Raw genomic sequence first — 24,791 nt, forward strand, 5'->3', positions numbered from 1 at the left:
GCGCGCACCGGGGGCCTTTTCGCGTCCACGGGCCGAAAAGCGGAGGACCCCCGTCCGCTCGACGGGGGTCCTCGGGTGCTCGGGTCTCAGACGTAGACCTCCAGGTCGGCCACCTGCTGGTAGCAGCCCTCGTCGACCTCCCACGGGGCCGCCGTGCGCCCCTCGGGCAGCGACGCCGGCGCGGGGCGCAGCTCCGCGGGCAGTTCGGTGCAGTCCTCGATCAGCTCGGCCAGCGTGTCCGGCTCCTGGTTCGTCACGCCATTGACCGTATGCGGTGAAAACGCTTGACAAAAGCCCTACCGGACGGTACTACCGCCCGGTAGGGCTTCTTGGTGGCGTTTCCGCAGGTCAGAGCTTGACCGGGTAGTGCGGCTCGGGCACCGCGGGCCGGATGCGGCCCTCGACGAAGATCCCGTGCCAGATCATGAACACCAGCAGCGCCCAGATGCGGCGGCTGTGGTCGGCCGTGCCCGCCCGGTGCTCCTCGATCAGCCGCAGCACACCCGCCTTGTCGATGTACTGGTCGGTCTGCGACTGGCGCACGTGGTCGATGGCCCAGTCGTGCATCTCCTCGCGCAGCCAGTGCCGGATCGGTACCGGGAAGCCCAGCTTGCGCCGGTTGAGCACGTGCGCGGGCACGATGTCGCGGATCGCCCTGCGCAGCGCGTACTTGGTGGTCTCCCTGGTCAGCTTCAGCTCCGAGGGGACCTGCGAGGCGACCCGGAAGACCTCCGGGTCCAGGAACGGCACCCGCAGCTCCAGCGAGTTGGCCATGGTCATCTTGTCGGCCTTGACCAGGATGTCGCCGCGCAGCCAGGTGAACAGGTCCACGTGCTGCATCCGGGTCACCGGGTCCCACTGCTCGGACTCGCGGTAGGGCTGCGCGGTGACGTCCATGTGCGACACCGCCGGGTCGTAGGTGCGCAGCACCTGCCGCAGCTGGTCGTCCAGGAAGATGCGCGCGTTGCCGTAGTAGCGCTCCTCCAGCGTCAGCGCGCCGCGCCGCAGCAGGTCCTTGCCGCGCACGCCCTGCGGGATCTTGGTGGAGACCTTGCCCATGGCCTTGCGCAGCGCGCCCGGCACCTTGTCGAACGGCGCCAGCGACAGCGGCTCGCGGTAGATCGTGTAGCCGCCGAACAGCTCGTCCGCGCCCTCGCCGGAGAGCACCACCTTGACGTGCTTGCGCGCCTCGCGGGCGATGAACCACAGCGGCACCAGCGCCGGGTCGGCCACCGGGTCGTCCAGGTACCAGGTGATCAGCGGCAGGGACTCCATCATCTCCTGCGCCGTCACCGCCCGCACCACGTGCTTGACCCCGATCGCCGCGGCCGACTCGGCGGCCACGTCGATCTCCGAGTACCCCTGGCGCTCGAACCCGGTGGTGAACGTGACCAGGTCCGGGTTGTGCTCCTTGGCCAGCGCCGCGACCACGGTCGAGTCGATGCCGCCGGACAGGAACGAGCCGACCGTCACGTCCGCGCGCATGTGCTTGGCCACCGAGTCGCGCAGCGCCTCGGTGATCTCGTCGTAGAGCCGGTTGGCGTCGGCCTCGCCGTGCACCACGCGCGGCCGGAAGGTGGCCGGGAAGTACCGCTCGACCACGGGCCGCCCGCCGGGCGCCACGGTGAACGAGGTGCCGGACTCGATGCGGTGAATCTCACCGTGCATCGACTCCGGTTCCGGCACGTACTGCAGGATCAGGTAGTGCTGGAGCGCCTTGCGGTCCAGCTTCGGCTGGATGCCCAGCGCCGGGGCCAGCTCCAGCACGCTCTTCTTCTCGCTGGAGAACGCCACGCCGCGCGGGCCGGTGGCGTAGTACAGCGGCTTGATGCCGAACGGGTCGCGCGCCCCGAAGACCACCTTGCGGTGCGAGTCCCAGATCAGGAACGCGAACATGCCGCGCAGCTTGGCCACCGAGGCCGGGCCCAGGTAGTGGTAGGCGGCCACGATGGTCTCGGTGTCGCCGTCGGTGCCGAACACCGCCCCGTGCCGCTCCGCCAGCTCGGCGCGCAGCTCCAGGTAGTTGTAGATCTCGCCGTTGAACAGGATCGTGTACCGGCCGGGCTGCTCGGGCGGGCCCCAGTGCAGGGGCTGGTGCGAGTGCTCGATGTCGATGATCGACAGCCGGTTGAAGCCGAACACGACCTCATCGCCCTGCCAGGTACCGCTCTCGTCGGGGCCGCGGTGCCGCATGCAGCGCAGGGCCCCCGCCACCGCCTGCCGCGCGTGCACGGCGTCGTTCTCGCTAGGGCAAACCAGTCCCACCAGGCCGCACAAGGCGCAACACCCTCCGTGTCGTGTAGATAAGTCCCCAGTATGCCGGGGGCCCGTCCTGTGACCGAAACTGCACCGCACCCCGCTGCCCCCGAGGGGTGGCACGCGCCGCGCTGAGCTACGCTCCCGCATGATCCGGCAAGGGCGAGTTCCACCCTTGCCTGCGAGCTTTCAGCAGCGAGGAGGCGGCGAGCAGTGGGCCTGAAGGAGGGCACCAGGGCAGCTCGGCTGGCGAAGGTCACCGGGCTGGTCGGCCTGGTCGGCATCGGGGCCACGGGTTGCTCCACGGATGAGGTGCTGCGCTTCGGCTGGCCGGTGGGCGTGACGCCGCAGGCGGACCGGATGCGCGAGCTGTGGACCTGGTCGGTCATCGCCGCGCTGGTGGTCGGCGTGATCGTGTGGGGCCTGATCCTCTGGTCCGTCGCGTTCCACCGCAAGAAGAGCGAGGACCTGCCCCGCCAGGTGGCCTACAACCTGCCGCTGGAGCTGGTCCTGCTGGTCGTGCCGACGATCATCGTCGCGGTGCTGTTCTACTTCACCGCGGTCACCCAGAACTACGTCACCGACAAGTCCGAGCAGCCGGACGTGACCGTCGACGTGATCGGGTTCCAGTGGAACTGGGAGTTCCAGTACCCCGGCTACAAGACCGAGGAGAGCGACCTGCCGGTCACCACGGTCGGCACCTCCAACGAGATCCCGCTGCTGGTGCTGCCCTCGGACAAGCGCATCCGCTTCACGCTGCGCTCCACCGACGTCATCCACTCGTTCTACGTGCCGGAGTTCCACTTCAAGCGGGACGTCTTCCCGAGCCCGGAGAAGAACAACCAGGACAACTCGTTCCAGATCGACCGGATCGACCGGCCCGGTTCGTTCGTCGGCCGCTGCGCCGAGCTGTGCGGCACCTACCACGCGGTGATGAACTTCGAGGTCCGCGCGCTGGAGCCCGCCCTGTTCGACCGCTACATCCAGCTGCGGCAGCAGACCAACGACAAGACCGGGGCGCCCTACACCGCCGCGGAGGCGCTGACCGAACTGGACTGCGGCGAGCTGTGCACGCCGCACGCCGTGACCACCAAGCCCTTCGAGACCGACCGGACCGTCCGCGAGGCGTCCGGCGACGGCAGCAGGTAGGAGAGCGCCCACCATGAAGGTCGAAGCACGCATTTTTGACTTGGTGACCGTGTTCTCGTTCCTGGTGGCCGTGGTCTACGGCTACTGGACCTGGGCCGACACCGACCACGTGGAGCCGGTGGGCGTGGTGGCGCTGGCGCTGACCGGTGGCCTGGCGCTCATCGTCGGCACCTACTTCCGGTTCGTCGCCCGCCGCATCGAGGTGCGGCCGGAGGACAACCCGGACGCGGAGATCAGCGACGGCGCCGGTGAGCTGGGCTTCTTCAGCCCCGGCAGCTACTGGCCGCTGGGCCTGGCGGCGGCCGCCGCCGTGGCGGGCGTCGGCCTGGCGTTCTGGCACGTGTGGCTGCTGGTGATCGCGGTCGTGCTGATCCTGATCGCCGTGGGCGGCCTGGTGTTCGAGTACCACACCGGTCCCAACCACGAGTGACCTGCTCAACGGCGGAGGGGCGCTACCCGGTCCGGGTAGCGCCCCTCCGCCGTTTCGCGTCCTCTCAGGACGACTGGGGCCGCCGCAGACCCCGCAGGAGCAGCTCCACCAGCCTGTTCGGGTCGTAGTCCGGGTTGCTCTCGTGCCCGACGCACAGGTTGCCCACGCCGCGCATCAGCTCGTAGGCGCGCGTGCCGGGCTCGATCTCGCCCGCGTCGACCGCGGCGTCGAGCAGGCGCGCGCAGACGGGCACCAAGCGGTCGAGGAAGTACGCGTGCAGCGACTCGAAGCCGCTGTCGTCGGACTGCAGCGCCTTGGCGAGCCCGTGCTTGGTGACCAGGAACTCGACGAACAGGTCGACCCACCGGCGCAGCGCCGCGAAGGGCGAACCCGCCTCGGCCAGCAGGGCCGCGCCTGCCTCGGCGCACGCCTCGACCTGGTGGCGGTACACGGCGACGACGAGGTCGGCCCTGGTCGGGAAGTGGCGGTAGATCGTCCCGATGCCGACGCCCGCCCTGGCCGCGATCTCCCGGATCGGCGCGTCCACGCCGGAGGTGACGAACACCGCGGCGGCCGCGGCCACCAGCGCCTGCTGGTTGCGCAGCGCGTCGGCCCGCTTGCCGCGGACGGGCACATCGGCGGACCGGCTCCCAGTGGACACGCGCTCTCCTCCCGCGGCGACGACCGACCAAGCGGAGCGCGGTTCCCGTCGCTCGCGGAAGGGCGCTCCGCTTCAGTGTGACCCATGGGCGACCCGGCCGGGTGGCCTGGCGGGCACCGGGAGCAAGCCTACGAAGTCGCCCGACCCCGGTCGATCAGGCCGCTTCCTGGCCGGAGGAAGCCTGGTAGGAATCCACGTAGTCCTGCCCGGACAGCTCCAGGATGCGGTAGACGATCTCGTCGGTGACCGACCGCAGCACCGGCAGCGAGTCCTGCATCCCCGCGTAGCGGGAGAAGTCCAGCGGCTCGCCGAACCGGATGGTCACCGGGCAGATCCGGGGGATCCTCGAGCCGACCGGCTGCACCTTGTCGGTGCCGATGATGCCGACCGGGACCACCGGTGCCCCGGACTCCAGCGCGATGCGCGCCACACCGGTGCGCCCGCGGTGCAGCCTGCCGTCCAGCGACCGGGTGCCCTCGGGGTAGATCGCGAACGCCTGCCCCGCCGCCAGCACGGCCGCGGCGGTGTCCAGCGACGCCCGCGCGGCCCGGCCCAGCCCGCGGCGCACCGGGACGTGCCCGAGCGAGGAGAAGAAGTACCGCGACAGCGCGCCCTTGACCCCGCGCCCCTCGAAGTACTCGGCCTTGGCCAGGAACGACACCCGGCGCGGCACCACCATCGGCAGGACGACGCTGTCGATGAACGACAGGTGGTTGGGGGCCAGGATCACCGGGCCGGTCGTGGGCACGTTCTCCAGCCCTTCGACGGTGGGCCGGTACACCAGCCGCGCCGTGGGGGCAACCAGCCGCTTCATCACCGTGTAGAGCATGGGAACAGCATGACCTCCCGTTGTTGCCCCGTGGTGAAAAGGTGGTTCACACCTCAGGGGGCATTTCAGGGGTACCCCGAGCCGTCGGCCGGAAGCACCCCGGACGTGTGGTCCGGGGGCTTTCGAGGGGTCACTTCCCGGCCAGCTCGGCCTTCAGCCGCGTCGAGCGGGTCGCCCAGCGGCGCAGCAGCTCCGCTGCGGCGCCCGAGTCCACCGCGGTGGCCGCGCGCTCCATCCCGGCCGCCAGGTCGGCGCGCAGGTCGCCGGACAGGCCGCCGTGGACCGCGATGGCGCCCGCCGCGTTGAGCAGCACCGCGTCGCGCACCGGACCCGGCTTGCCGCCCACCAGCTCCCGCACCACCTCGGCGTTGACCGCCGCGTCACCGCCGCGCAGGTCCTCCGGTCGGGCCGGGGCGATGCCCAGCTCGGCCGGGTCGACGCGGTCGGTGCGCACCCGGCCGCCGTCGACCACCCACACCGACGTGGTGGTGGTCGTGGTGATCTCGTCCAGGCCGTCGTCGCCGCGCACCACCAGCGCCGTGCTGCCGCGCCGGGCGAACACGCCCGCGATCAGCGGGGCCGCCGCGGCGCGGGCGCAGCCGATCAGCCCCACCGCGGGCTGGGCCGGGTTGGTCAGCGGGCCCAGCAGGTTGAACGAGGTCGGGATGCCGATCTCCCGCCGGGGCGCGGCGGTGTGCCGGAACGAGGGGTGGAACACCGGCGCGAAGCAGAAGCCGACGCCCAGTTCGGCCACGGTGGCCGCGACGCCGTCGGGGGGCAGGTCGATGGCCACCCCCAGCGCCTCCAGCACGTCCGCCGTGCCGCACTTGGACGAGGCCGCCCGGTTGCCGTGCTTGACCACCGGCACGCCCGCCGCGGCCGCCACCAGGGTCGCCATCGTGGAGATGTTCACCGACCCGGAGTTGTCGCCGCCGGTGCCGACGATGTCCGCCGCCCGCCCGGCCACGGTGAACAGGCGCGCGTGCCGCAGCATCGCCCTGGCCAGGCCGTCGACCTCCTCGGGCGTCTCGCCCTTGGCGCGCAGCGCCACCGCGAACGCGCCGATCTGGGCGGGCGTCGCCGCGCCGGACATGATCTGGTCCATCGCCCAGCCGGTGTCGGCCTCGCTGAGGTCGACACCGTCGATGAGCCGGTTCAGCAGCAGCGGCCAGGTCTGCTCGGCCATCGCGCGCTCAGCCGCGCGTGGCGGGCAGCACCGCGGAGCGCAGCACCTCGGCCACGGTCTCGGCGGCGGCCAGCGGGTCCAGCGGGTGCACCAGCACCGCGTCCGCCTGCGACCAGGTGGCCAGCCAGCGGTCGTCCTTGCGGCGCACCGCCACGACGATCGGCGGGCAGTCCGCGATCTCGTTCTTGAGCTGGCGGCACAGCCCCATGCCGCCGGTCGGCTGCGCCTCGCCGTCCAGGATGGCCAGGTCGACGCCGCCCTTGTCCATCTCGTAGAGCACGTCGGCGATCGCACCCGCCTCGACGTAGTCGACGCGGCCCAGGTCCGGGGCGGGCCTGCGCCCCACCGCCGTGATGATCGTCTCACGCACCTCCGGGCGGTGGCTGAACACCAGGATCCTGGTCGTCTGCGTGCTCATCTGCGCGGTCCTCCGACGGGTCGGGTGCCAGGTGCCGGTGATGCTATCGGGCTAAGCGGGCGGGACCTGCAGTGCGTCCCACCCGATCCAGTCGCCGCCCAGCCGCTGGGCCAGCCCGGCCATCCTGGCCCGCTCCTGGGCGCAGTGCAGCGCGTCCAGCCGCTGCACCCGCAGCGCGTGCACCGGCCGCTCGCCGCGCAGCTCCCAGCCGTCCGGAGCGAGCAGCCTGCGGGCCTGTTCCACCTGGTCAGGGGGCAGTTCGAGGTGGTGGCGCAGCACCGCGGGCCGGTCGCCGCGCCAGCGCGGCGAGCGCGCCAGCGCGGCGGAGTCGGCCTCGGCGAGGTCGAACGCCTCGACCACCACCTCCAGCCCCGGCGAGTCGACCCGCAGCGCGGGAACCCGGCGCTCGGCGCGCCGCTGCCTCCACCGGGCCAGCCATCCCACCGCGCCCTCACCTCCCTGTGACCTGGACAACGACGCCCACCTGCCCCCGACCCGATGGGCGGAGCGAAAACGCCCAAGCAATAATGCGTCGTGTGACCACGGCAGCGCCCTCCATCGGCCAGCGCGTGCACTCGCTGAACCGCCCGAACATGGTCAGCGTCGGCACGATCGTCTGGTTGTCCAGTGAGCTCATGTTCTTCGCCGGGCTCTTCGCCATGTTCTTCACGGTGAAGGCCCAGAACGAAGGGCACTGGCCACCAGAGCCGACCCACCTGAACGTGCCCTACGCGCTGTTCTTCACGATCATCCTGGTGGCCTCGTCGTTCACCTGCCAGTTCGGCGTGTTCGCCGCCGAGCGCGGTGACGTGTTCGGCCTGCGCCGCTGGTACGTCGCGACGCTCGTCATGGGTGCGATCTTCGTCGCGGGCCAGGCGGGGGAGTACGTCAACCTCGTCCACGAGGGCACCACCATCGCCGGCTCGGCGTTCGGCACGGTCTTCTACCTGACCACCGGCTTCCACGGCCTGCACGTGATCGGCGGTCTGATCGCGTTCGGGTACCTGCTGGTGCGCACGAAGCTGAGCAAGTTCACCCCGGCCCAGGCGACCTCCGCGATCGTCGTGTCCTACTACTGGCACTTCGTCGACGTCGTCTGGATCGGCTTGTTCGCCGTCATCTACATCGTGCCCTGACCAGCCGAACCCCGAACTCACTAGCAAGGGTTGCCGCACACATGACCACCACCAACACCACAAGGGCCCGGAAGCGCGGCACCAAGCTGCGGCGGCGGATCTCCGGCCTGCTCGCGCTGGGCTTCGCGCTGCTGAGCGCCGGGTTCCTGTTCAGCGCACTGGCGCCGCAGCCGCAGACCGCGCAGGCGCAGGAAGACCCGGCCCAGGTGCGGCTGGGCGAGCAGCTCTACAACAACACCTGCATCTCCTGCCACGGCAAGAACCTCGACGGCGTGGAGGGGCGCGGCCCCAGCCTGATCGGCGTGGGCGACGCGGCCGTGTACTTCCAGGTCTCCTCCGGCCGCATGCCGCTGGCCAGGCAGGAGGCCCAGGGGCAGCGCAAGCCCACCAAGTTCACCCCGGAGCAGATCGACGCGCTCGGCGCGTTCATCCAGTCCCGCGGCGGCGGCCCGGTCAGCCCCGACGAGGGCGGCCAGGCGCTGCGCGGCGACGACCCGGCCCGCGGCGGTGAGCTCTTCCGCCTCAACTGCAGCTCGTGCCACAACTTCACCGGCCGCGGCGGGGCGCTGTCGTCCGGCAAGTTCGCACCCCAGCTGGACGGCGTGACCGAGGAGCAGATCTACACCGCGATGCTCACGGGCCCGCAGAACATGCCCAAGTTCTCCGACCGGCAGCTCACGCCGGAGGAGAAGGAGGACATCATCGCTTACATCAAGTCGGTGACCGACGGGAACAACAACCCCGGCGGCGCCCCCCTCGGCGGCCTCGGGCCGGTATCGGAGGGTCTGATCGCGTTCATCGTGGGGATCGCCGCCCTGGTCGGCGTGACCCTCTGGATCGGAGCCAAGGCATGAGCGGCGAGAAGCCGGACAACCTGCCCAGCGAGGCGGAACTCGCGGACATGAGCCGGGACGAGCTGGTCCGGCTCGGGACCAAGCTCGACGACGTCGAACTGGTCCACTACGAGGAGCGGTGGCCGGTCAAGGGCACCAGGGCCGAGAAGCGCGCCGAGCGCTCGGTCGCCCTGTGGTTCCTCATCGCCGCGCTGTCGGGTCTGGCGTTCCTGGCCGCGTTCCTGTTCTGGCCGTGGAAGTACGAGACGCCCAACACCGACGCGCACTTCCTGTTCAGCCTCTACACCCCGATCATCGGCCTGACCCTCGGTCTGTCCATCACCGCCCTGGGCGTGGGCGCGCTGCTGTACACGAAGAAGTTCCTGCCCGAGGAGCTGGCCGTCCAGCAGCGCCACGAGGGCGGCTCCTCCGAGGTGGACAAGGCCACCGTGGTCGCCGAGCTGGCCGACGCGGGCGAGCGCAGCGGCCTCGGCCGCCGGTCGCTGATCAAGCGCACCGCGGGCCTGGGCGCGGGCGTGTTCGGCCTGGGCGTGCTGGTGCTGCCGCTGGGCGGCCTGGTGCGCAACCCGTGGGCGGACAGCGACTCGAAGGACTCGCTGTGGCACACCGGCTGGAAGTCGGAGAACGGCGAGAAGGTCTACCTGCGCAACTACACCGGCGACCCGCACGAGGTGCAGCTGCTGCGCCCGGAGGACATCGAGGCGGGCGGCTTCCTGACCGTCTTCCCGTTCCGGGAGTCCGAGCGCAACGACGAGCACGCGCTGATCATGGCGACCAAGCGGGCCGACAACCCGGTCATGCTGCTGCGCTTCCGCCCCGGTCAGCAGATCGTCAAGCGCGCGGGCCAGGAGGACTTCAACTACGGCGACATCTACGCCTACTCCAAGGTGTGCACCCACCTCGGGTGCCCGGCCTCGCTGTACGAGCAGCAGACCGGGTTGCTGCTGTGCCCGTGCCACCAGTCGCAGTTCGACGTCTTCCACTACGGCAAGCCGCGGTTCGGCCCGGCCACCCGCGCCCTGCCGCAGCTGCCGATCACGGTCGACGAAGACGGTTATCTGATCGCCCGCAGCGACTTCATCGAGGCTGTGGGTCCGGCGTTCTGGGAGCGTAAGTCATGAGCGGCATCACCACGCCGACGAGGCGGCAGGGCCTGGGGGCCCGCGCGGCGGGTGGCGCCGCCAAGTGGGCCGACGACCGGCTGAGCATGGCCAGCGGTCTGCGCAGGCAGTTGAACAAGGTCTTCCCGACCCACTGGTCGTTCCTGCTCGGTGAGGTCGCGCTCTACAGCTTCATCGTGCTGCTGCTGTCGGGCACCTACCTGGCGCTGTTCTTCGACCCCTCCATGGAGGAGGTCATCTACGACGGCAGCTTCCAGAACCTGCTGGGCATCCCGATGTCGCGGGCCTACGAGTCGTCGCTGGAGATCTCCTTCGACGTGCGCGGCGGCCTGTTCGTGCGCCAGGTGCACCACTGGGCGGCGCTGCTGTTCATGGGCGCGATCGTGGTGCACATGTTCCGGGTGTTCTTCACCGGCGCGTTCCGGCGCCCGCGCGAGATCAACTGGGTCATCGGCATCCTGCTGTTCATGCTCGGCGCGATCGAGGGCTTCCTCGGCTACTCGCTGCCCGACGACCTGCTCTCCGGCACCGGCCTGCGGGTGATGGCGGGCCTGCTGATCTCGTTCCCGGTGATCGGCACCTGGCTGAACTGGACGCTGTTCGGCGGCGAGTTCCCCGGCACCGAGATCATCCCCCGGCTCTACACGCTGCACATCCTGGTCATCCCGGCGGTCATCCTGGCGCTGGTCGCGGTGCACCTGGGCCTGGTGTGGTACCAGAAGCACACCCAGTTCCCCGGTGTGGGCCGCAAGGAGAGCAACGTCGTCGGCGTGCGCATCATGCCGGTGTTCGCGGCCAAGGGCGGCGGCTTCTTCGCCATCGTCGTCGGCGTCACCGCGATCATGGGCGGCGTGTTCCAGATCAACCCGATCTGGAACTTCGGCCCGTACAACGCGGGCCAGGTGTCCGCGGGCGTGCAGCCGGACTGGTACATGGGCTGGACCGACGGCCTGATCCGGCTGTGGCCCGCGTGGGAGCTGTACCTGGGCAACTACACGGTGCCCGAGCCGTTCCTGCCGTTCATCCTGGGTCTGCCGCTGCTGACCGGCCTGGCCGCGGTGTACCCGTGGATCGAGCGCAGGATGACCAAGGACCACGCGCACCACAACCTGCTCCAGCGGCCCCGCGACGTGCCGGTGCGGACCTCGCTGGGCATGATGGCGATCGCGTACTTCATGGTGCTGCTGATCTCCGGCGGCAACGACATCATCGCGATGAAGTTCGACATCTCGCTCAACGCGATGACCTGGGCGGGTCGCATCGGGATGCTGCTGGTCCCGCCGATCACCTACTTCATCACCTACCGGATCTGCATCGGCCTGCAGCGCGCCGACCGCGAGGTGCTGGAGCACGGCGTGGAGACCGGCATCATCAAGCGCCTGCCGCACGGCGAGTTCATCGAGGTCCACCAGCCGCTGGGCCCGGTGGACGAGCACGGCCACCCGCTGCCGCTGGAGTACCAGGCGGCGCCGGTGCCGAAGAAGATGAACAAGCTGGGTTCGGCGGGTCACCCGGTGCCCGGCAGCTTCCTGACGCCGGACGCCCCCGAGGAGACCGCGGCGCTGGCCCGCGCCCGCGCCAGCCGGGGCGTGTCGGCCGACGCGCTGACCGGGGAGAACAAGCCCGCCGAGGAGCTGCCCGCGGGCAAGCCCGCCCAGCCTGAGGCCTGAGCGCGACACGAGAGGGGCCCCGCACCGATCGGTGCGGGGCCCCTCTGCTGTGCGGCCGCCGGTCAGGCGTCGTCGAGGCCGATGGAGAAGGCGGCTTCGGTGTCGCGCTTGGAGTACGAGCGGAACGAGATGTGGGTGTCGGTGTTGAGCACGCCCGCCACCTTGCTGATCCGGCCGGGCACCAGGTCGGCCAGGTCCTCGTGCCGGGCCACCTTCACCAGGGCGATCAGGTCGACGTCACCCGCGCAGGAGTAGACCTCCGTGACGCCCTCGATGTCGGCGATCGCCTGCGCCGCGTCCGGGATGGTGTCTGCGGCGGCCTGGATCAGCACGATCGCGGTGATCACAGCGGTCCTCCATCGTCGTCGGGTTCGACCTGCTCACATGCTAGTGGCCGGTGAACCGGTACTGGTCGCGGCCCGCGTCGGCGAGTTCCGCCCACGGCCGCCAGCTGCCCGCCGCCCCGGCGGGCGATGACCACGGCGTGTCGCAGCGGACCAGCCGGGTGCCCGGCCGCTCCAGCCAGCGCAGCACCACGCCGACCTCCTCGGCGGGCGCGCCGCGCAGCGGCCCGGCCGACGGCACCACCGTCTCCGCCGCCGCCACCAGCGCCTCCACCACCGGCATCGGCGGCGTGCCGCGCCGGGCCACCCCGGCGCCGGCCAGCCTGCCGTGCCGCACCACGGCGAACTCCCAGCCGCCCGCGTCGTCGGGTCGGGCGGCCACCAGCTCGGGCAGCGCGGCCAGGCCCGCCAGGCGCTGCCCCCGGTCCAGCGCGCGCACCAGCCGGGCCAGGCGGTCGCGGCGCGTCGCGGCCTCCTCGAACCGGTGCGCCAGCGCCAGTTCCGCCAGCTGCTCGGCCGCGTCGCGCAGCGGGGCGGTGCTCACCCCGGCCACCAGGTCCCGCAGCGCCCGCACGGCCGGGGCGTAGTCCTCCGCGCTCTGCCGCCCCGCGCAGGGGGCTTTGCAGCGGCCCAGCTCGAACAGGGCGCACGGGCTGCCGGACGGGGCGCGCGCCGGGATGCGCTGCGCGCACGCCCGCAGCGGAACGGCCTCCAGGAGCGCCTCCATGGCCTCCTCGGCGGCGCGCCGGGTGCGGAACGGCCCCACCGCCCCGTCGCGCGGCGTGCGGACCAGGGACAGCCGTGGGAACGCCTCGTCGGTCAGCGCCAGCCACCACGCACCCTGGTTCTTGGACCTGCGGTTGTAGGCGGGCTTGTGCGCGGTGATCAGCCGCAGCTCGCGCACCTCGGCTTCCAGCGGGTGCGCGCACGGCACCGCGTCGACCCGGACGGCCAGCGCGACCATCTCGCGCAGCCGCTGCCTGCCCTCGCTGGCGGTGAAGTACTGGCGCACCCGGCGGCGCAGGTCCGACGCCGTGCCGACGTAGAGCACCTCCTCGTTGGGGCCGCGGAACAGGTACACGCCGGGCGCGTTGGGCAGGTGCGCGGCCAGTTCGCGCTTGCGGCGCTGCTGCGGCGTCACCTCCGGCAGATAGGCCAGCAGCTCCTCGACCGAGTGCACGCCTACCGAGCCGACCCGCTCCAGCAGGCGGTGCAGCACCTCGACGGTGGCGCGGGCGTCGGTCAGCGCCCGGTGGTTGGGCGTCACCGGCACCCGGAACAGCTCGGCCAGCGCGGACAGCTTGCAGCTGGGGGCCTCCTCGCGGCTGAGCACCCGCCGGGCCAGCCGGACCGTGCACACCACCGGGGGCTTGGGCCAGGGGTAGCCGTGCCGCTCGCAGGCGGCCTTGAGGAAGCCCACGTCGAACCCGGAGTTGTGCGCCACCAGCACCGCGCCCGCGGCGAACTCCAGGAACGCGGGCAGCACCGCGGCCAGCTTGGGCGCGTCGGCGACCATCCGCTCGGTGATCCCGGTCAGCGCGGCGACCTGCGGCGGGATGCCGCGCTCGGGGTCGACCAGGGTGCCGAACTCGCCCAGCACCCGCCCGCCGCGCACCTTGACCGCGCCGATCTCGGTGATCGCGTCCTCGGCCGCGCGGGCGCCGGTGGTCTCCAGGTCGACCACCACGAAGGTGGTCTCGCGCAGCGGGGTGCCCAGCTCGTCGAAGGAGAGCTGGGCCGGGGCCGCGCCGGTCGCCGGGGTCGTCATCGCGGGCACCGTAACCGCTGCCCCCGACATTTTCGGTAACCGGACCACCTGGCCGTAGCCTGTACGGGTGCAGGACCCGATCGCGCCCGCCGACGAGGCAGCCGACCCGGTGGCCGAGGAGCCCGACCCGGTCGCCGAGTCCACTGTGGACTGGGGTGCGCTGCCGGAGCCGCTGCGCGCCCGGCTGGCCGAGCTCAGCGCGGACGCGCTGGGCGACATGGCCAAGGTGGACGTGCCGCAGCAGCTGCGCGCGGTGGCCCGGTTCGCCCCGACCAAGCGCGCCCGGCTGGGCAGCGCGGTGCTGCTGGCGTGCCTGAAGAGCTCGTCGAACTTCCGCGCCGCCGTGGTCGAGTGGCTGCGCCGCAACCGACCCGCCGCCCTGGAGGTCACCGCGCCGGACCCGGTGGCCGCGGGCGCGGCGGCGATCCTGCAGGGCGAGGAGGTCGCGGCGCACTTCGCCGAGCTGGTCGCCCGGCGCGCCGCCGACGCGGCGCTGCGCGCCGAGCGGGACGCCGCGGTGCAGCGGGCCGAGCGGCTGGAGCTGGAGCTGGAGCGGCTGCGCGCCGAGCGCGCGGAGTCCACCGGCGTGGCGGACCGCATCCGCGCGGAGGCCGAGGTCGAGCTGGAGCGGCTGCGCAAGCGGTTGCGCGAGCAGGGCGTGCGGGTGCGCGAGGCCAAGGACCGCGCGGAGTCGGCGGCGGCCGAGGTGGCGCGGGTGCGCGCGGAGGCCGAGGCCGAGGTGCGCAGGCTCACCGCCGAGCGCGACCGGGAGCGCGAGCGGGCCGAGACCGAGCGCGCCAAGGCGCAGCGGGCCGAAGCCGACGCCGAAGTCGCGCGCCAGTCGGCCAAGGAGGCCAGGCAGGCCGACGAGGTGCGGCTGGCGCTGCTGGTGGACACCCTCGACGGCGCGGTCAACGGGCTGCGCCGCGAGCTGGCGCTGGGCGGCGCCGGGCCCCGGCCCGCCGACCTGGTGCGCGGCGCGAGCGCGGCGCAGGGCGCGGTGGGGCGGGTGGAGGCCCCTGCGGCGCTGGACCGGCTGCTCGCGCTGCCCGCCGTGCACCTGATCGTGGACGGCTACAACGTCACCAAGACCGGCTACCCCGAGCTGTCGCTGTCCGACCAGCGCGACCGGCTGGTGCACCAGCTCGCCGTGCTGGCCGCGCGCACCGGCGCGGAGGTGACGCTGGTGTTCGACGGGGCGGGCGTGGTGGCGGTGCCCGCGGCGGCCCCGCGCGGGGTGCGGGTGCTGTTCAGCGACCCCGGTGTGCTGGCCGACGACGTGATCCGGGCGCTGGTGACCGCCGAACCGGAGGGGCGGCCGGTGGTGGTGGTGACCTCCGACCGCGCGGTGGCCGACTCGGTGCGCCGCCGGGGGGCGCACCCGGTGCCCTCCGCGGTGCTGCTCGCCCGGCTGGGCCGGGTCTGACCCGAAGTCGCCACCGTGCGTGTTCTTGGCAACACTGTTGATCACACCCCGAGGTCACGCCTGCCGGAGCGCGGGGATTGTGATGAACCTGAGAGCTTTTCGGGGGTCAGCCGGTAGACGTCAGCGGCCACTCCTCGTAACCTGACCGAGATCTCGCGGCGGGCCGTCGCCCACCCTGGGCGGCGACGCGAGTTCACCGCCGAATCGGCGCTTCGGGGGAGCCGAGCCGGAACACGCGGACCTGCACTTCGGGCAGTGGCGGCGCACCGCGCCCAGCGTCTTCCTCGGTAGGCGGTTCACACGAACGGAGAAACGCGCGACTGTGGCGTCGCAACGACTCAAGCGCGGTGTGCGCGGAGCGCTCGCGGCCACGGCGGTGGCCGCTGCGGCGGTGGGCGTAGCGCCCGTACCTGCCGGTGCTCAGCCGAACACAGCTTCCGATGCGCTGAAGAAGTACAACGAGCTGGCCGAGCAGGCCACCAAGCTCAACGAGGAGCTCCTCCAGGCGGAGGAGAAGCACAAGGCCAACCAGGCCGAGCTGGACAAGGCCACCGCCGAGCTGGCCCAGGCCAGCCAGGCGGGCGACCAGGCCAAGGCCGACGAGGAGCAGTTCCGCGGCCAGGTCGACCTGCTCACCGAGGCCTCGTTCGAGGGCGCGCGGTTCAACCAGCTCTCCGCGCTGCTGGTCAGCGACTCGCAGCAGGACTTCCTGGACCGCATGTCCGCGCTGGGCATCCTGGCCGCGGACAACGGCGAGGCGCTGGACAAGCTGTCCGGGGCGGTCGACGCGGCCGAGGCCGCGCGCACCAAGGCCGCGGACGCCCAGAACAAGGCGCGGACCGCCACCGAGGAGGCCGCCAAGATCGCCGAGGACGTCCGGAAGCGCAAGGGCGACCTCGAGAAGCAGATGACCGAGGTCAGGACCCAGCTCAACCGGCTGACCGCCAGCGAGAAGAGCGCGCTGACCAACCCCGGCGACACCTCGCAGATCTCGGTCCCCGCCAGCAAGGCGGGCGAGGCGCTGGCGTTCGCGCTGGCGCAGCGCGGCGACATGTACCAGTACGGCGCCACCGGCCCGGACCTGTGGGACTGCTCCGGCCTGACCATGAAGTCCTACGCGGCGGCGGGCGTCAGCATCCCGCGCACCAGCAACGGCCAGGCCACCGCGGGCAGGGCGGTCACCCGCGCCCAGGTCACCGCGGGCGACCTGATCATCTACAACGGCGGCAACCACGTCGGCATGGCCGTGGACAACGCGCGTGTCGTCCACGCGTCCACCGACGGCGTGCCGGTGAAGATCGTCCCGCTGGAGAACCCCGGCACGATCTACGCGATGCGGCGCATCGCGGGCTGACCCCGCGCGGCGGGGCCACCTCGTGCGCCATCCTGGCGGGGTGGCCCCGCCGACGACTTCCCGGAGACCCGTGAGCCGCTACCGGGTGCCGCTGGCCGTGGCCGTGGCCCTGACCTTCCTCACCGGGCTCGGCCTGGCCGTGGCCCCCTCGGACCAGCCCACTCCCGCGACCGCGGCCCCCACCGCCGCCCCGGCGGCCGACCAGGCCCTGCGCGAGCTGCTGGACCGCCGCGCCCGCGCCGTGCTGGAGCGCGACGAGGCCGCCTTCACCGCCGACCTGGACCCGCGCGCCGACCCGGAGTTCCGGCGGCGGCAGCTGGACCTGTTCCGCAACCTGGCCGCCGTGCCGCTGGCCGAGTGGACCTACCGGGTCTCCGAGGCGACCCCGCTGGACTCGCTGGACCTGCCCGCCGCCGACGAGCACCGCGCCCCCGGCGTGCGGCTGGCCTACCGGCTGCGCGGCGTGGACGTCGCACCCAGCAGCCAGCCGATGGGCTACCTGTTCAGCCGCCGAGGCGAGCGCTGGTACCTGTCCTCGGACACCGCGCTGGAACCGCTGGGCAAGCGCACCTGGCGCGGCCCCTGGGACTTCGGCCCCTGCCGGGTGCTCGCGGGCACCGGCGGGTTCGTGCTCAGCCACCCCGGCGGCGAGGCGCTGGCCGCCCGCGTGCTGGCCGAGCTGGACGGCGCGGTCGCGGCGGTGACCGACGTGTGGGGCGAGGCGTGGCCGCGCCAGGTGGCGGTGCTCGTGCCCACGGGCGTGGAGGAGATGCGGGCGCTGGTCGGCGACGGCTTCGCCACCGGCGGCATCGCGGGCGTGGCCGTGGCTGACCGGGTGGACCCGGTCACCCGCACCGCGCTCGGACAGCGGGTGGTGCTCAACCCGACCGCCGCCGGGGCGCTGCCCGCCGAACCGCTGCGGGTGCTGCTGCGCCACGAGATCACCCACGTGGCCACCCGCGCTTCGACCGTGGACGGGGCGCCGATGTGGCTGCTGGAGGGCTTCGCCGATTACGTGGGCTACCGCGGCAGCGGCGTGCCGGTCACCCGCGCGGCGCCCGCGCTGGCTGCCCAGGTGCGCGCAGGCCTGCCCACCGCGCTGCCCGCCGACGCGGACTTCCGCGGCGACCGCATGGAGCTGGCCTACCAGCAGTCCTGGTCGCTCAACCGGTACCTGGCGCGGCGGCTGGGCGAGCCGGGACTGGTCGCGCTGTACCGGCGGCTGGCGGGCATGGGTCGCGCACCCGAGTCCGAAGTGGACGGGGTGCTGCTGGAGACCATGGGGGAGAGCCGGGTGGAGCTGCTGGCGGGCTGGCGGGAGTTCCTGGCCCAGGAGTTCACCCCCTGACCACCCGCAAGTACTACCCGACCCACCACAACGAGCCGTTGACTACTACCCGGCCCGCGCCCCACCGGGCACGGGTAGTGGTTACGCGCTCGGTGGGGCTGTGCGGGTAGTACTTGCAGACGCGGGTGGGTGGGGGTCGGCTAACCTCGGCGGGTGCGTCGGACCCTGCTGGTGACCAACGACTTCCCGCCCCGCCCCGGTGGCATCCAGGCGTACCTGCACGCTCTGGCCACCCGGCTGCCGGACCTGGTGGTCTACGCGCCGTCGTGGCACTCGCCCGCCGGGTCGCACCCCGAGTTCGACGCCGAGCAGCCGTTCCCGGTGGTGCGCCACCCAGGCACCCTGATGCTGCCCACGCCGGACGTGCTGCGGCGGGCCGAGGACGTGATGCGGGCCGAGCGCTGCGAAGCGGTGTGGTTCGGCGCGGCGGCCCCGCTGGCGCTGCTGGCCCCCCGACTGCGCCAAGCGGGCGCGCAGCGGGTGGTCGCCTCCACCCACGGGCACGAGGTCGGCTGGTCGATGCTGCCCGGCGCGCGGCAGGCGCTGCGGCGCATCGGCTCCACAGTGGACGTGGTCACCTACGTGAGCCGGTACACGCGGTCGCGGTTCGCCGCGGCGTTCGGCCCGATGGCCGCGCTGGAGCATCTGCCGTCCGGTGTGGACGTCGACGTGTTCGCCCCCGACGCGGGCGCGCGGGAGGAGATCCGCGCCCGGTACGGCCTGGGGGACCGGCCGGTGGTGGTGTGCGTGTCCCGGCTGGTGCCGCGCAAGGGGCAGGACGTGCTGGTGCGCGCGCTGCCCGAGATCCGTCGCCGGGTGCCGGGCGCGGCGCTGCTGCTGGTCGGCGGCGGTCCGTACCGCGACCGGCTGCGCGCCTTGGCCGAGTCGGTCGGGGTGGCCGACGACGTGGTGCTGACCGGGTCGGTGCCGTGGGCCGAGCTGCCCGCGCACTACAACGCGGGCGACGTGTTCGCTATGCCGTGCCGGACGCGCGGGCGCGGACTGGACGTGGAAGGGCTGGGCATCGTCTACCTGGAAGCCTCGGCGACCGGCCTGCCGGTGGTCGCCGGGCGCTCCGGCGGCGCGCCGGAGACGGTCCGCGACGGCGTCACCGGCCACGTGGTCGACGGCCGCGAGGTGGCCGAGGTCGCCGACGCCGTCGCCGGTCTGCTGGCCGACCCTGGGACCGCCACCAAGATGGGTCGGGCGGGCCGCGAGTGGGTCTCCACCCAGTGGCGCTGGGACACCCTCGCCACCCGCCTCACCCACCTGCTCACCTAACCCGCCAGCAAGTACCACCCGCCCCGCCCGTCGAGGCCGGTAACCACTACCCGACACCGCACGAGTCATCGCCGCGTCAGCGATACGTCAGCGGCGTGGGGCAGTCTGGGTACCGGACTTCTCGTCCGCGTCACGCGGAACGACCACTGGGGGTCGGGTGGCCCGCATCCGGATCGGGTGCGGGCCACCCGTCTGCACTGGACGGCCCCGCCTCCGGCACGGCGGGCTCGCTTCGCACGAATAGAAGTGCTGTCGCGTGATCTTTTGGGGCTGGTGCGCCCCGAGCTGACTGCTAGCTTCCCCTTGGCGCTACGCAGAGTAACGCGAACGTGTCTTGAAGTGGCCGACCCAGGGGGGAAGCATGAGGTCACCTGTTGTTGTGCTGTTAGCAGCCACCGCCGTCACCGCGATTGCGACCGCGGGCACCGTGATGGCGCAAGCTGAACCGACCACCGCCGCTACCGATGACGGGCAGGTCCCAGCGGTGGAGGACTTCGCCTACCCCGACGCCGACCGGATCTTCACCGAGACCGGGGTCCGACTCATCTCCGGTGATGGCCACATCCTCCTCGCTGACTGCTCGACCCAGCCCGTCAACGGCATCGGTGTGATGCGGGTGCGGTCGTCCGAATCCGTCGGCGTCAATCGGGATGGCCGAGTCTGCTTCAGGATCACCGGCACACCAGGAGTGCTGCAACTCCGGCTGCCTGCCGTCTACGAAATTCGCGGCGACGGATACGCGCCGGACGCGGGGCACGTCGTGAAGGCGCTGCTGACCACCGACTCGGGGACGCAGACCACCGTAGACGTCAACCCTCGCGCCAGCACGCCGGTCGGTGTGGGCATCAGTCCTGGCAACCCGCCCACCACGCTGCTCCAGCTGACCGCCAGCTCCTGATCCGGCTCCGCCCGGAAGCGAACGCTCCACTGCGTTGAAGCACGTCCTCCGACCGAGGGCGTGCTCCTTGTCACGTCGGGTGCCGCTGGACGGCGCCCTCAGAGGGGGAAGACAACCGATGAAATCGGTGAGAAGAGAGCACCGGCTGCTGCGCGTCGGCTTAGTGGCGGTGCTGACCTCCGCCTTGCTGGCCCAGGTCGGCACCAACCAGGCCACCGCTGGACCGGTCGAGCGGACCGCCTCCGGCGTGGAGACTTCCGCGGACCGCCCGCTGACTCCTCGCGCCAAAGCGCTGATCCTCTGGCGGAGCGGCGGCGACCAGGTCAAGGCTGCGGCGGAGAAGGCGCTGCTCGGCTCCGACGCCGAGGTCGAGGCGTTCCTGAACCAGAAATTGGACCGCCTGGTCGAGCTGGACGATCGGATTGCGGTCAACCGAATCCTCGCGGCGGGCGGACCTGCGACCAGAAGCGCGGCGCAGGCCGCGTTGGACGCCGGGGACACCGACCCGGACGTGCTGCGGGACTTCCTGATCACGGGGTGGAGCAATGCCTCCAACACCGATCTGCGCATCCGGGTCAACCAGATCTACGCGGCTGGGGGCGCGCAGGTCCAGAGGGCCGCGCAGGCCGCGCTGGACGATGGCTCACCCGAAGCACTGCGGAACTTCCTGGAAGTCACCTCGGTTCAAGCGGCGAACACCGATCTGCGCATCAGGGTCAACCAGATCTACGCGGCGGGTGGTCCCGCGGTCCGCGCGGCGGCACAAACCGCGCTGGACGCCGAGACACCCGAAGCGCTGCGGCTGTTCATCAGCCGGGAGTGGGAGGTCGCCGAAGCACGGGACCAGGAAACCGCGAGCATCGCGCAGCTGGTCGCCGCTGCGAAGCTCGCGGGCGAGCAGGCCGCCCAGGAGACCCAGGCCGCCAAGGACAGCGCGGACAAGGCGCTGAGGGAAGCTGACCTGGCTCGGCAAGCGGCCGAACTGGCCGCCGAAGCAGCCGAGGCGGCCAAGAACAACGCAGCAGGCGCGGCCGAGGCGGCCAACCAGGCCGCGACCGCCGCGAACCGGGCGGCGAGCGCGGCCACGACCGCGATCGGCGCGGCCAACGCCGCCACCACCGCCGCGCGAATCGCCGCCAACGCCGCCACCCGCGCCGCCGCTGCGGCGACCAAGGCAGGGCAGGCGTCCAGCACCGCGTGGAACTTCGCGGCTGCCGCACGGGTGGACCGAGGTCGGGCCGGAGACGCGGCGCGGGCCGCGATCGGCGCCTCGAACGCTTCCAACGAGGCCCAGCAGGCCGTGCAGGCCATCGACTTGGCCCAGAACGCGCTGAGCCGGGCGCAAGAAGCCGTCAACGCGGCCAACTCGGCTGGTTCGAACGCGAACCAGTCGGCGGAGGCGGCGCAGGAGGCCGTGCGGTGGGCGCGGTCGGCCGGTGCGGACGCCAGCGCGGCCGAGGCCGCCGCAGCCAGATCTCGCGCGCAGGCCGGTCTGGCCAACCGCGCGGCGGCGTCCGCACGCGCCTACGCGGTCGAAGCCGCGGACGCGGCAAGCCGGGCACGGGAACTGGCGGCCAAGGCCGTGATCGACGCGCTGCTGGCCTCGGCAGCGGCGGATGAGGCGGCCCGGCGCGCGGGTGAGGCCGAGAACGCGGCCCGGTTGGCCACGGAACACGCCAACGCGGCCAGCAACGCGGCGCAGATCGCCGTCGACTCCGCCGCACAGGCCGCGCGACTCTACAACGCGGCCCGGCAGGCCGACAGCGAGCGCCTGACCATCCAGGCGGAGCAGGCTGCCCTCGCCGCTCGCCAGGCCAACCAGGTGAGCGACCACCTCGGGCTCGTCCGCCGCTGGAGCGCCCCGCAGCAGGCGCAGCGCGACGCGCAGACCAACCAGTGGCTGGCGGAAGCGACCGCGCCCGGCGCCGACCCGGCCCTGGTCGCGGCCAACGGCCGCAAGATCGCGCTGAAGCTGGTGGCCACGAGCGGTCCCTGGAGCAAAGCCGCCGCCGCGAGCGCCCTTTCGGGGGCGGACCCGGAGGTCCGGGAGTACGTCCGGACGGGCATCGCCCAGGCAGCGGCTCTGGACGACCGCGAGACGGTGCAGCAGCTGATCGCCGATGCCCCCCAGAGCAAGAAGAACGCGGGAAACGCCGCCCTCGCGGGCAGTGACGCCGATGTCCGGCGGTTCCTGGAGTCCCCCGACTACCCGGAGCGCGGCACCGATCTGCGCATCGAGGTCAACCAGGTGCTGGCCGCCGCCCGCGACGCGGGCGACGCCACGGTCGCTGCCGCAGCCCAACGGGCGCTGGACTCCGGCACCGTCGCGGCGTACTCGGAGTTCCTGGACACCGGCCAGAACAGCGCCCGTGAGCACGACGACCGCATCGCCATCAACCAGCTCATCGCCAACCCGAACACCGGTCCGGAGGCCCGGCTGCTCGGGCAGGCCGCGCTGGAGGGACCGCCGGAGCTGATCCGGCAGTACCGGCACGGCGGCCAGCACATCGCCATCCGGCACGATCGGGAGGCCGCCGCGCACAACGCGGTCGTCGCCGCGATGGTCGCCGAGGCCGCCTCGGTGGCGTCCACCGCGTTGCAGAACGCCGCCACCGCTCAGTCCGTGGCCGCCACCGCGCGCAAGGCAGCCGAGGAAGCCGCCGGTTACGCCCGGCAGGCGGCAGGTCACGCCGATGCCGCGGCCAGGTCCGCGAACGAGGCCTTGGCCTCCGCCGAGGAGGCCAAGGCGTCCGCCGAGCGCGCGGCGCGGTCGGCGGAGACTGCGGTCCAGGCCGCGGCGCGGGCCTCGCAGTCCGCCGTGCGGGCGGCCCGGTCGGCGGTGTCCGCCAGGAGTTCGGCCAACATCGCCGCAGGCCACGCGACCAGCGCCATGCAAGCCGCGCACCAGGCGTACCAGGACGCCGTTGACGCGGGCGCGGATGCGGAGGCGGCCGTCAACGCCGCGAACGAGGCGCGTTCGAAGGCGATCGACAAGGCCAACCGGGAGATCGCCGCGGAGAAGGCCCGGTTCGCCGAACAGGTCAACAACGCGTGCAACAACGTGCCCCCAGGACCGGAGCGGGACGACTGCGTCACCCGCGCGCAGCGGATGATCGCCGACCCCAAGGGCGAGTCCGAGCGCAACGTCGCGATCTGCAACCAGCTCAAGCAGGGCAGCGAGCAGGCGTTCAACGAGTGCCTGAAGGGCGCCTACAACCCCGCGCTGACCTACATCATCAACAAGGCGATCGCCGACGCCGAGAGCGAGGCCGAGGCCGAACGCTGGTGGACCATCGCGGGTTTCGTGGTGGCGGGCGCCGTCGTCATCGGCGCGGGCATGTTCTGCGCGCAGGTCTGCACCGCTCCGCTGGCGGGTGCGCTCATCGGCGCCGAGGCGGGGTTCCTCGCGACAGCGGCGGGCGCGGGCATCGAAGTGGCCATCGGCGCGGAGTTCCTCACCGGCGTCGTCGCGGACTCGTTCCTGGCCTCCCGGCTGGGCGCGCTCGCCGAGGTCAACTTCCTCGGTGGAGTAGCGGTTCGCGGCGCGCTGGTCCACCTCGACCTGAACGTGATCAGGCAGGCGGCCGGCTCGTGCGTCACGAGCCGGGTGGCGATCGCCACGTCGCTGTGTCTCATCGCGGTCCAGTACTGGGCCAGTGATATTGCCAGGGTCGCGTATGACTTCCGTCGCGTAGTCCCCGCGCCGAGCCCAGGGATCAACGTGGCCGTGGCCAAATTGCCAGGCTGGAACGACCCGGTGTTCAAGGATGACTACATTCGCGCCCTCAGCGGTGAGCGCATGCACTCAGAGCAGCGGATCATCGATACCATCAAGAAGCGGAACGAGGGGTTGCCGGAGGGGCAGCGATTCGACCCGAAGGAGATTACCGAGTTTTTCACCGAGCGCTCGCCCTGTTCGGACCCGTGCCAGCCGTTGCTGCGGACAGAACTGTCGCCCGAGGCGAAGATCTACTATGTCGTCCAGTACGTGGGCGGCAATTCCAAAGAGGAAGCCCAAATGCTCAATGAACTGCTATCCATCATGGCGGGTGGCGGGTTTTGAGATCGGGCAGGAGAGTCGCGCGGGCGGTCCGCACGCCTTTGTTTTCACGCTTCGTGTGTCTGATAGGATCGAATTCGTGACTGACCCTTTTCTCTTTTATCGAGAGTTGCACCTTGCGGGCGATCCGACTTACCGGGCGCCGCGGGATGCCGTCGATTCGTGGCGTGAATTGGCGGAGCAGGCTCGCGCGGAACTGGCCCGCATGGGGTTTCCGGTGACCGTCTTCTCCTATGAAATGTCGGAATTGCAGCCGGTTGGTGGCTACGTGCTGGTGCACGAGATGGAGCCGTTCGGCGTCGCCCTGGACTGGCGCGCCCCCGTACGGAATAGTCGGAGCTACATCGAGAAAGCGATCGCCCAGGAGCGCGAGGGGCTGATCAGGTACGTGAGCGCCGCCACCGAAATCATCACCAAGGCGATGTTCGACGTGCTCGATGAGGCAAGTTTTCGAGTGTTAATCGACCATCAGGAGCGTGATTACTACCTGTACCGAGTGCTGGAAGCGCCCAGGTTTCCTATCAAGTGAAGAACGGTCGCCGGGAATTCCGGCGACCGTTCTCTGAATCTGCGCTAATGCGGGCTTAACCTTGGAAAGGCGT

Annotated in this window: 22 protein-coding genes; 13 read left to right on the top strand and 9 right to left on the bottom strand. The window is 71.9% G+C overall.

Features of this window, described 5'->3' with window-relative positions:
* Nucleotides 1–86: 86 nt before the first annotated feature.
* Together JOF41_RS02825 and asnB are read right to left on the bottom strand one after the other, a co-directional pair.
* Nucleotides 87–257 carry a hypothetical protein gene (locus tag JOF41_RS02825; RefSeq protein ID WP_189221955.1) on the bottom strand — a complete coding sequence of 57 codons (171 nt, stop codon included), beginning with the start codon at nt 255–257 and terminating at the stop codon, nt 87–89.
* Between the two features lie 91 nt (nt 258–348).
* Nucleotides 349–2,277 (bottom strand): asparagine synthase (glutamine-hydrolyzing), encoded by a 1,929-nt coding sequence (asnB, locus tag JOF41_RS02830; RefSeq protein WP_189221954.1) that lies wholly within the window; start codon nt 2,275–2,277, stop codon nt 349–351.
* 192 nt (nt 2,278–2,469) lie between these two features.
* On the opposite strand from asnB, the gene ctaC reads away from it, so the two are divergent.
* Both ctaC and JOF41_RS02840 read left to right on the top strand, forming a co-directional pair.
* The gene (gene ctaC / locus JOF41_RS02835; RefSeq protein ID WP_189221953.1) at nt 2,470–3,405 is read left to right on the top strand and encodes an aa3-type cytochrome oxidase subunit II; all 936 of its coding nucleotides are present in this window, start codon (nt 2,470–2,472) and stop codon (nt 3,403–3,405) included.
* Nucleotides 3,406–3,418: 13 nt separating this feature from the next.
* On the top strand, nt 3,419–3,835 hold the full coding sequence (locus JOF41_RS02840) for a cytochrome c oxidase subunit 4 (RefSeq protein ID WP_189221952.1): 417 nt from the start codon (nt 3,419–3,421) through the stop codon (nt 3,833–3,835).
* Between the two features lie 64 nt (nt 3,836–3,899).
* Here JOF41_RS02840 and JOF41_RS02845 read toward each other — a convergent pair whose 3' ends face one another.
* From JOF41_RS02845 to JOF41_RS02865, 5 genes are all read right to left on the bottom strand, one after another.
* Nucleotides 3,900–4,496 (bottom strand): TetR/AcrR family transcriptional regulator, encoded by a 597-nt coding sequence (locus JOF41_RS02845; protein ID WP_307867196.1) that lies wholly within the window; start codon nt 4,494–4,496, stop codon nt 3,900–3,902.
* A 154-nt stretch (nt 4,497–4,650) separates the two neighbouring features.
* Nucleotides 4,651–5,325 (bottom strand): lysophospholipid acyltransferase family protein, encoded by a 675-nt coding sequence (locus JOF41_RS02850; RefSeq protein ID WP_209615920.1) that lies wholly within the window; start codon nt 5,323–5,325, stop codon nt 4,651–4,653.
* Between the two features lie 130 nt (nt 5,326–5,455).
* Nucleotides 5,456–6,511 carry an anthranilate phosphoribosyltransferase gene (trpD, locus tag JOF41_RS02855; RefSeq protein WP_209615923.1) on the bottom strand — a complete coding sequence of 352 codons (1,056 nt, stop codon included), beginning with the start codon at nt 6,509–6,511 and terminating at the stop codon, nt 5,456–5,458.
* A 7-nt stretch (nt 6,512–6,518) separates the two neighbouring features.
* The gene (locus JOF41_RS02860) at nt 6,519–6,929 is read right to left on the bottom strand and encodes a hypothetical protein (protein WP_189221948.1); all 411 of its coding nucleotides are present in this window, start codon (nt 6,927–6,929) and stop codon (nt 6,519–6,521) included.
* 51 nt (nt 6,930–6,980) lie between these two features.
* Entirely contained in the window at nt 6,981–7,373 is a 393-nt protein-coding gene (locus JOF41_RS02865) for a hypothetical protein (protein WP_209624001.1), read from the bottom strand.
* An 83-nt stretch (nt 7,374–7,456) separates the two neighbouring features.
* Here JOF41_RS02865 and ctaE point away from each other — a divergent pair, with 83 nt between their 5' ends.
* The 4 genes from ctaE to qcrB are packed head-to-tail and all read left to right on the top strand — an operon-like array spanning nt 7,457 to nt 11,710.
* Entirely contained in the window at nt 7,457–8,065 is a 609-nt protein-coding gene (gene ctaE, locus JOF41_RS02870) for an aa3-type cytochrome oxidase subunit III (RefSeq protein ID WP_189221947.1), read from the top strand.
* 41 nt (nt 8,066–8,106) lie between these two features.
* Entirely contained in the window at nt 8,107–8,919 is an 813-nt protein-coding gene (gene qcrC / locus JOF41_RS02875; RefSeq protein ID WP_189221946.1) for a cytochrome bc1 complex diheme cytochrome c subunit, read from the top strand.
* Nucleotides 8,916–10,040 carry a cytochrome bc1 complex Rieske iron-sulfur subunit gene (qcrA, locus tag JOF41_RS02880; protein WP_189221945.1) on the top strand — a complete coding sequence of 375 codons (1,125 nt, stop codon included), beginning with the start codon at nt 8,916–8,918 and terminating at the stop codon, nt 10,038–10,040. Before qcrC ends, qcrA begins: the two co-directional genes overlap by 4 nt.
* A complete protein-coding gene (qcrB, locus tag JOF41_RS02885) occupies nt 10,037–11,710 on the top strand; it encodes a cytochrome bc1 complex cytochrome b subunit (protein ID WP_209615926.1) in 1,674 nt (557 codons plus the stop codon). Before qcrA ends, qcrB begins: the two co-directional genes overlap by 4 nt.
* A 62-nt stretch (nt 11,711–11,772) precedes the next feature.
* Here qcrB and JOF41_RS02890 read toward each other — a convergent pair whose 3' ends face one another.
* Nucleotides 11,773–12,057: an Lrp/AsnC family transcriptional regulator gene (locus JOF41_RS02890; RefSeq protein ID WP_189221944.1), complete on the bottom strand. Its 285-nt coding sequence runs from the start codon at nt 12,055–12,057 to the stop codon at nt 11,773–11,775.
* 40 nt (nt 12,058–12,097) lie between these two features.
* The gene (locus tag JOF41_RS02895) at nt 12,098–13,822 is read right to left on the bottom strand and encodes a DEDD exonuclease domain-containing protein (RefSeq protein WP_244989492.1); all 1,725 of its coding nucleotides are present in this window, start codon (nt 13,820–13,822) and stop codon (nt 12,098–12,100) included.
* Nucleotides 13,823–13,889: 67 nt separating this feature from the next.
* On the opposite strand from JOF41_RS02895, the gene JOF41_RS02900 reads away from it, so the two are divergent.
* The 7 genes from JOF41_RS02900 (at nt 13,890) to JOF41_RS02930 (ending at nt 24,718) form a co-directional block, all read left to right on the top strand.
* Nucleotides 13,890–15,248, top strand: a complete 1,359-nt coding sequence (locus JOF41_RS02900; RefSeq protein ID WP_372448464.1) for an NYN domain-containing protein — start codon at nt 13,890–13,892, stop codon at nt 15,246–15,248.
* Between the two features lie 322 nt (nt 15,249–15,570).
* Nucleotides 15,571–16,602 (top strand): C40 family peptidase, encoded by a 1,032-nt coding sequence (locus tag JOF41_RS02905; RefSeq protein ID WP_189221942.1) that lies wholly within the window; start codon nt 15,571–15,573, stop codon nt 16,600–16,602.
* Nucleotides 16,603–16,672: 70 nt separating this feature from the next.
* Nucleotides 16,673–17,950 (top strand): hypothetical protein, encoded by a 1,278-nt coding sequence (locus tag JOF41_RS02910; RefSeq protein ID WP_209615932.1) that lies wholly within the window; start codon nt 16,673–16,675, stop codon nt 17,948–17,950.
* Between the two features lie 153 nt (nt 17,951–18,103).
* On the top strand, nt 18,104–19,231 hold the full coding sequence (locus tag JOF41_RS02915) for a glycosyltransferase family 4 protein (protein ID WP_209615934.1): 1,128 nt from the start codon (nt 18,104–18,106) through the stop codon (nt 19,229–19,231).
* Between the two features lie 361 nt (nt 19,232–19,592).
* Entirely contained in the window at nt 19,593–20,129 is a 537-nt protein-coding gene (locus JOF41_RS02920) for a hypothetical protein (RefSeq protein WP_209615937.1), read from the top strand.
* Between the two features lie 118 nt (nt 20,130–20,247).
* Complete coding sequence (locus JOF41_RS02925; protein WP_209615939.1) at nt 20,248–24,192, top strand: hypothetical protein; 3,945 nt, start codon at nt 20,248–20,250, stop codon at nt 24,190–24,192.
* A gap of 76 nt (nt 24,193–24,268) precedes the next feature.
* Nucleotides 24,269–24,718, top strand: coding sequence for a hypothetical protein (locus JOF41_RS02930; protein WP_209615941.1), 450 nt, complete (start codon nt 24,269–24,271; stop codon nt 24,716–24,718).
* Nucleotides 24,719–24,791: the final 73 nt, after the last annotated feature.

Origin of the sequence: Saccharothrix coeruleofusca (assembly GCF_017876325.1) — a bacterium.
GTDB lineage: Bacteria > Actinomycetota > Actinomycetes > Mycobacteriales > Pseudonocardiaceae > Actinosynnema > Actinosynnema coeruleofuscum.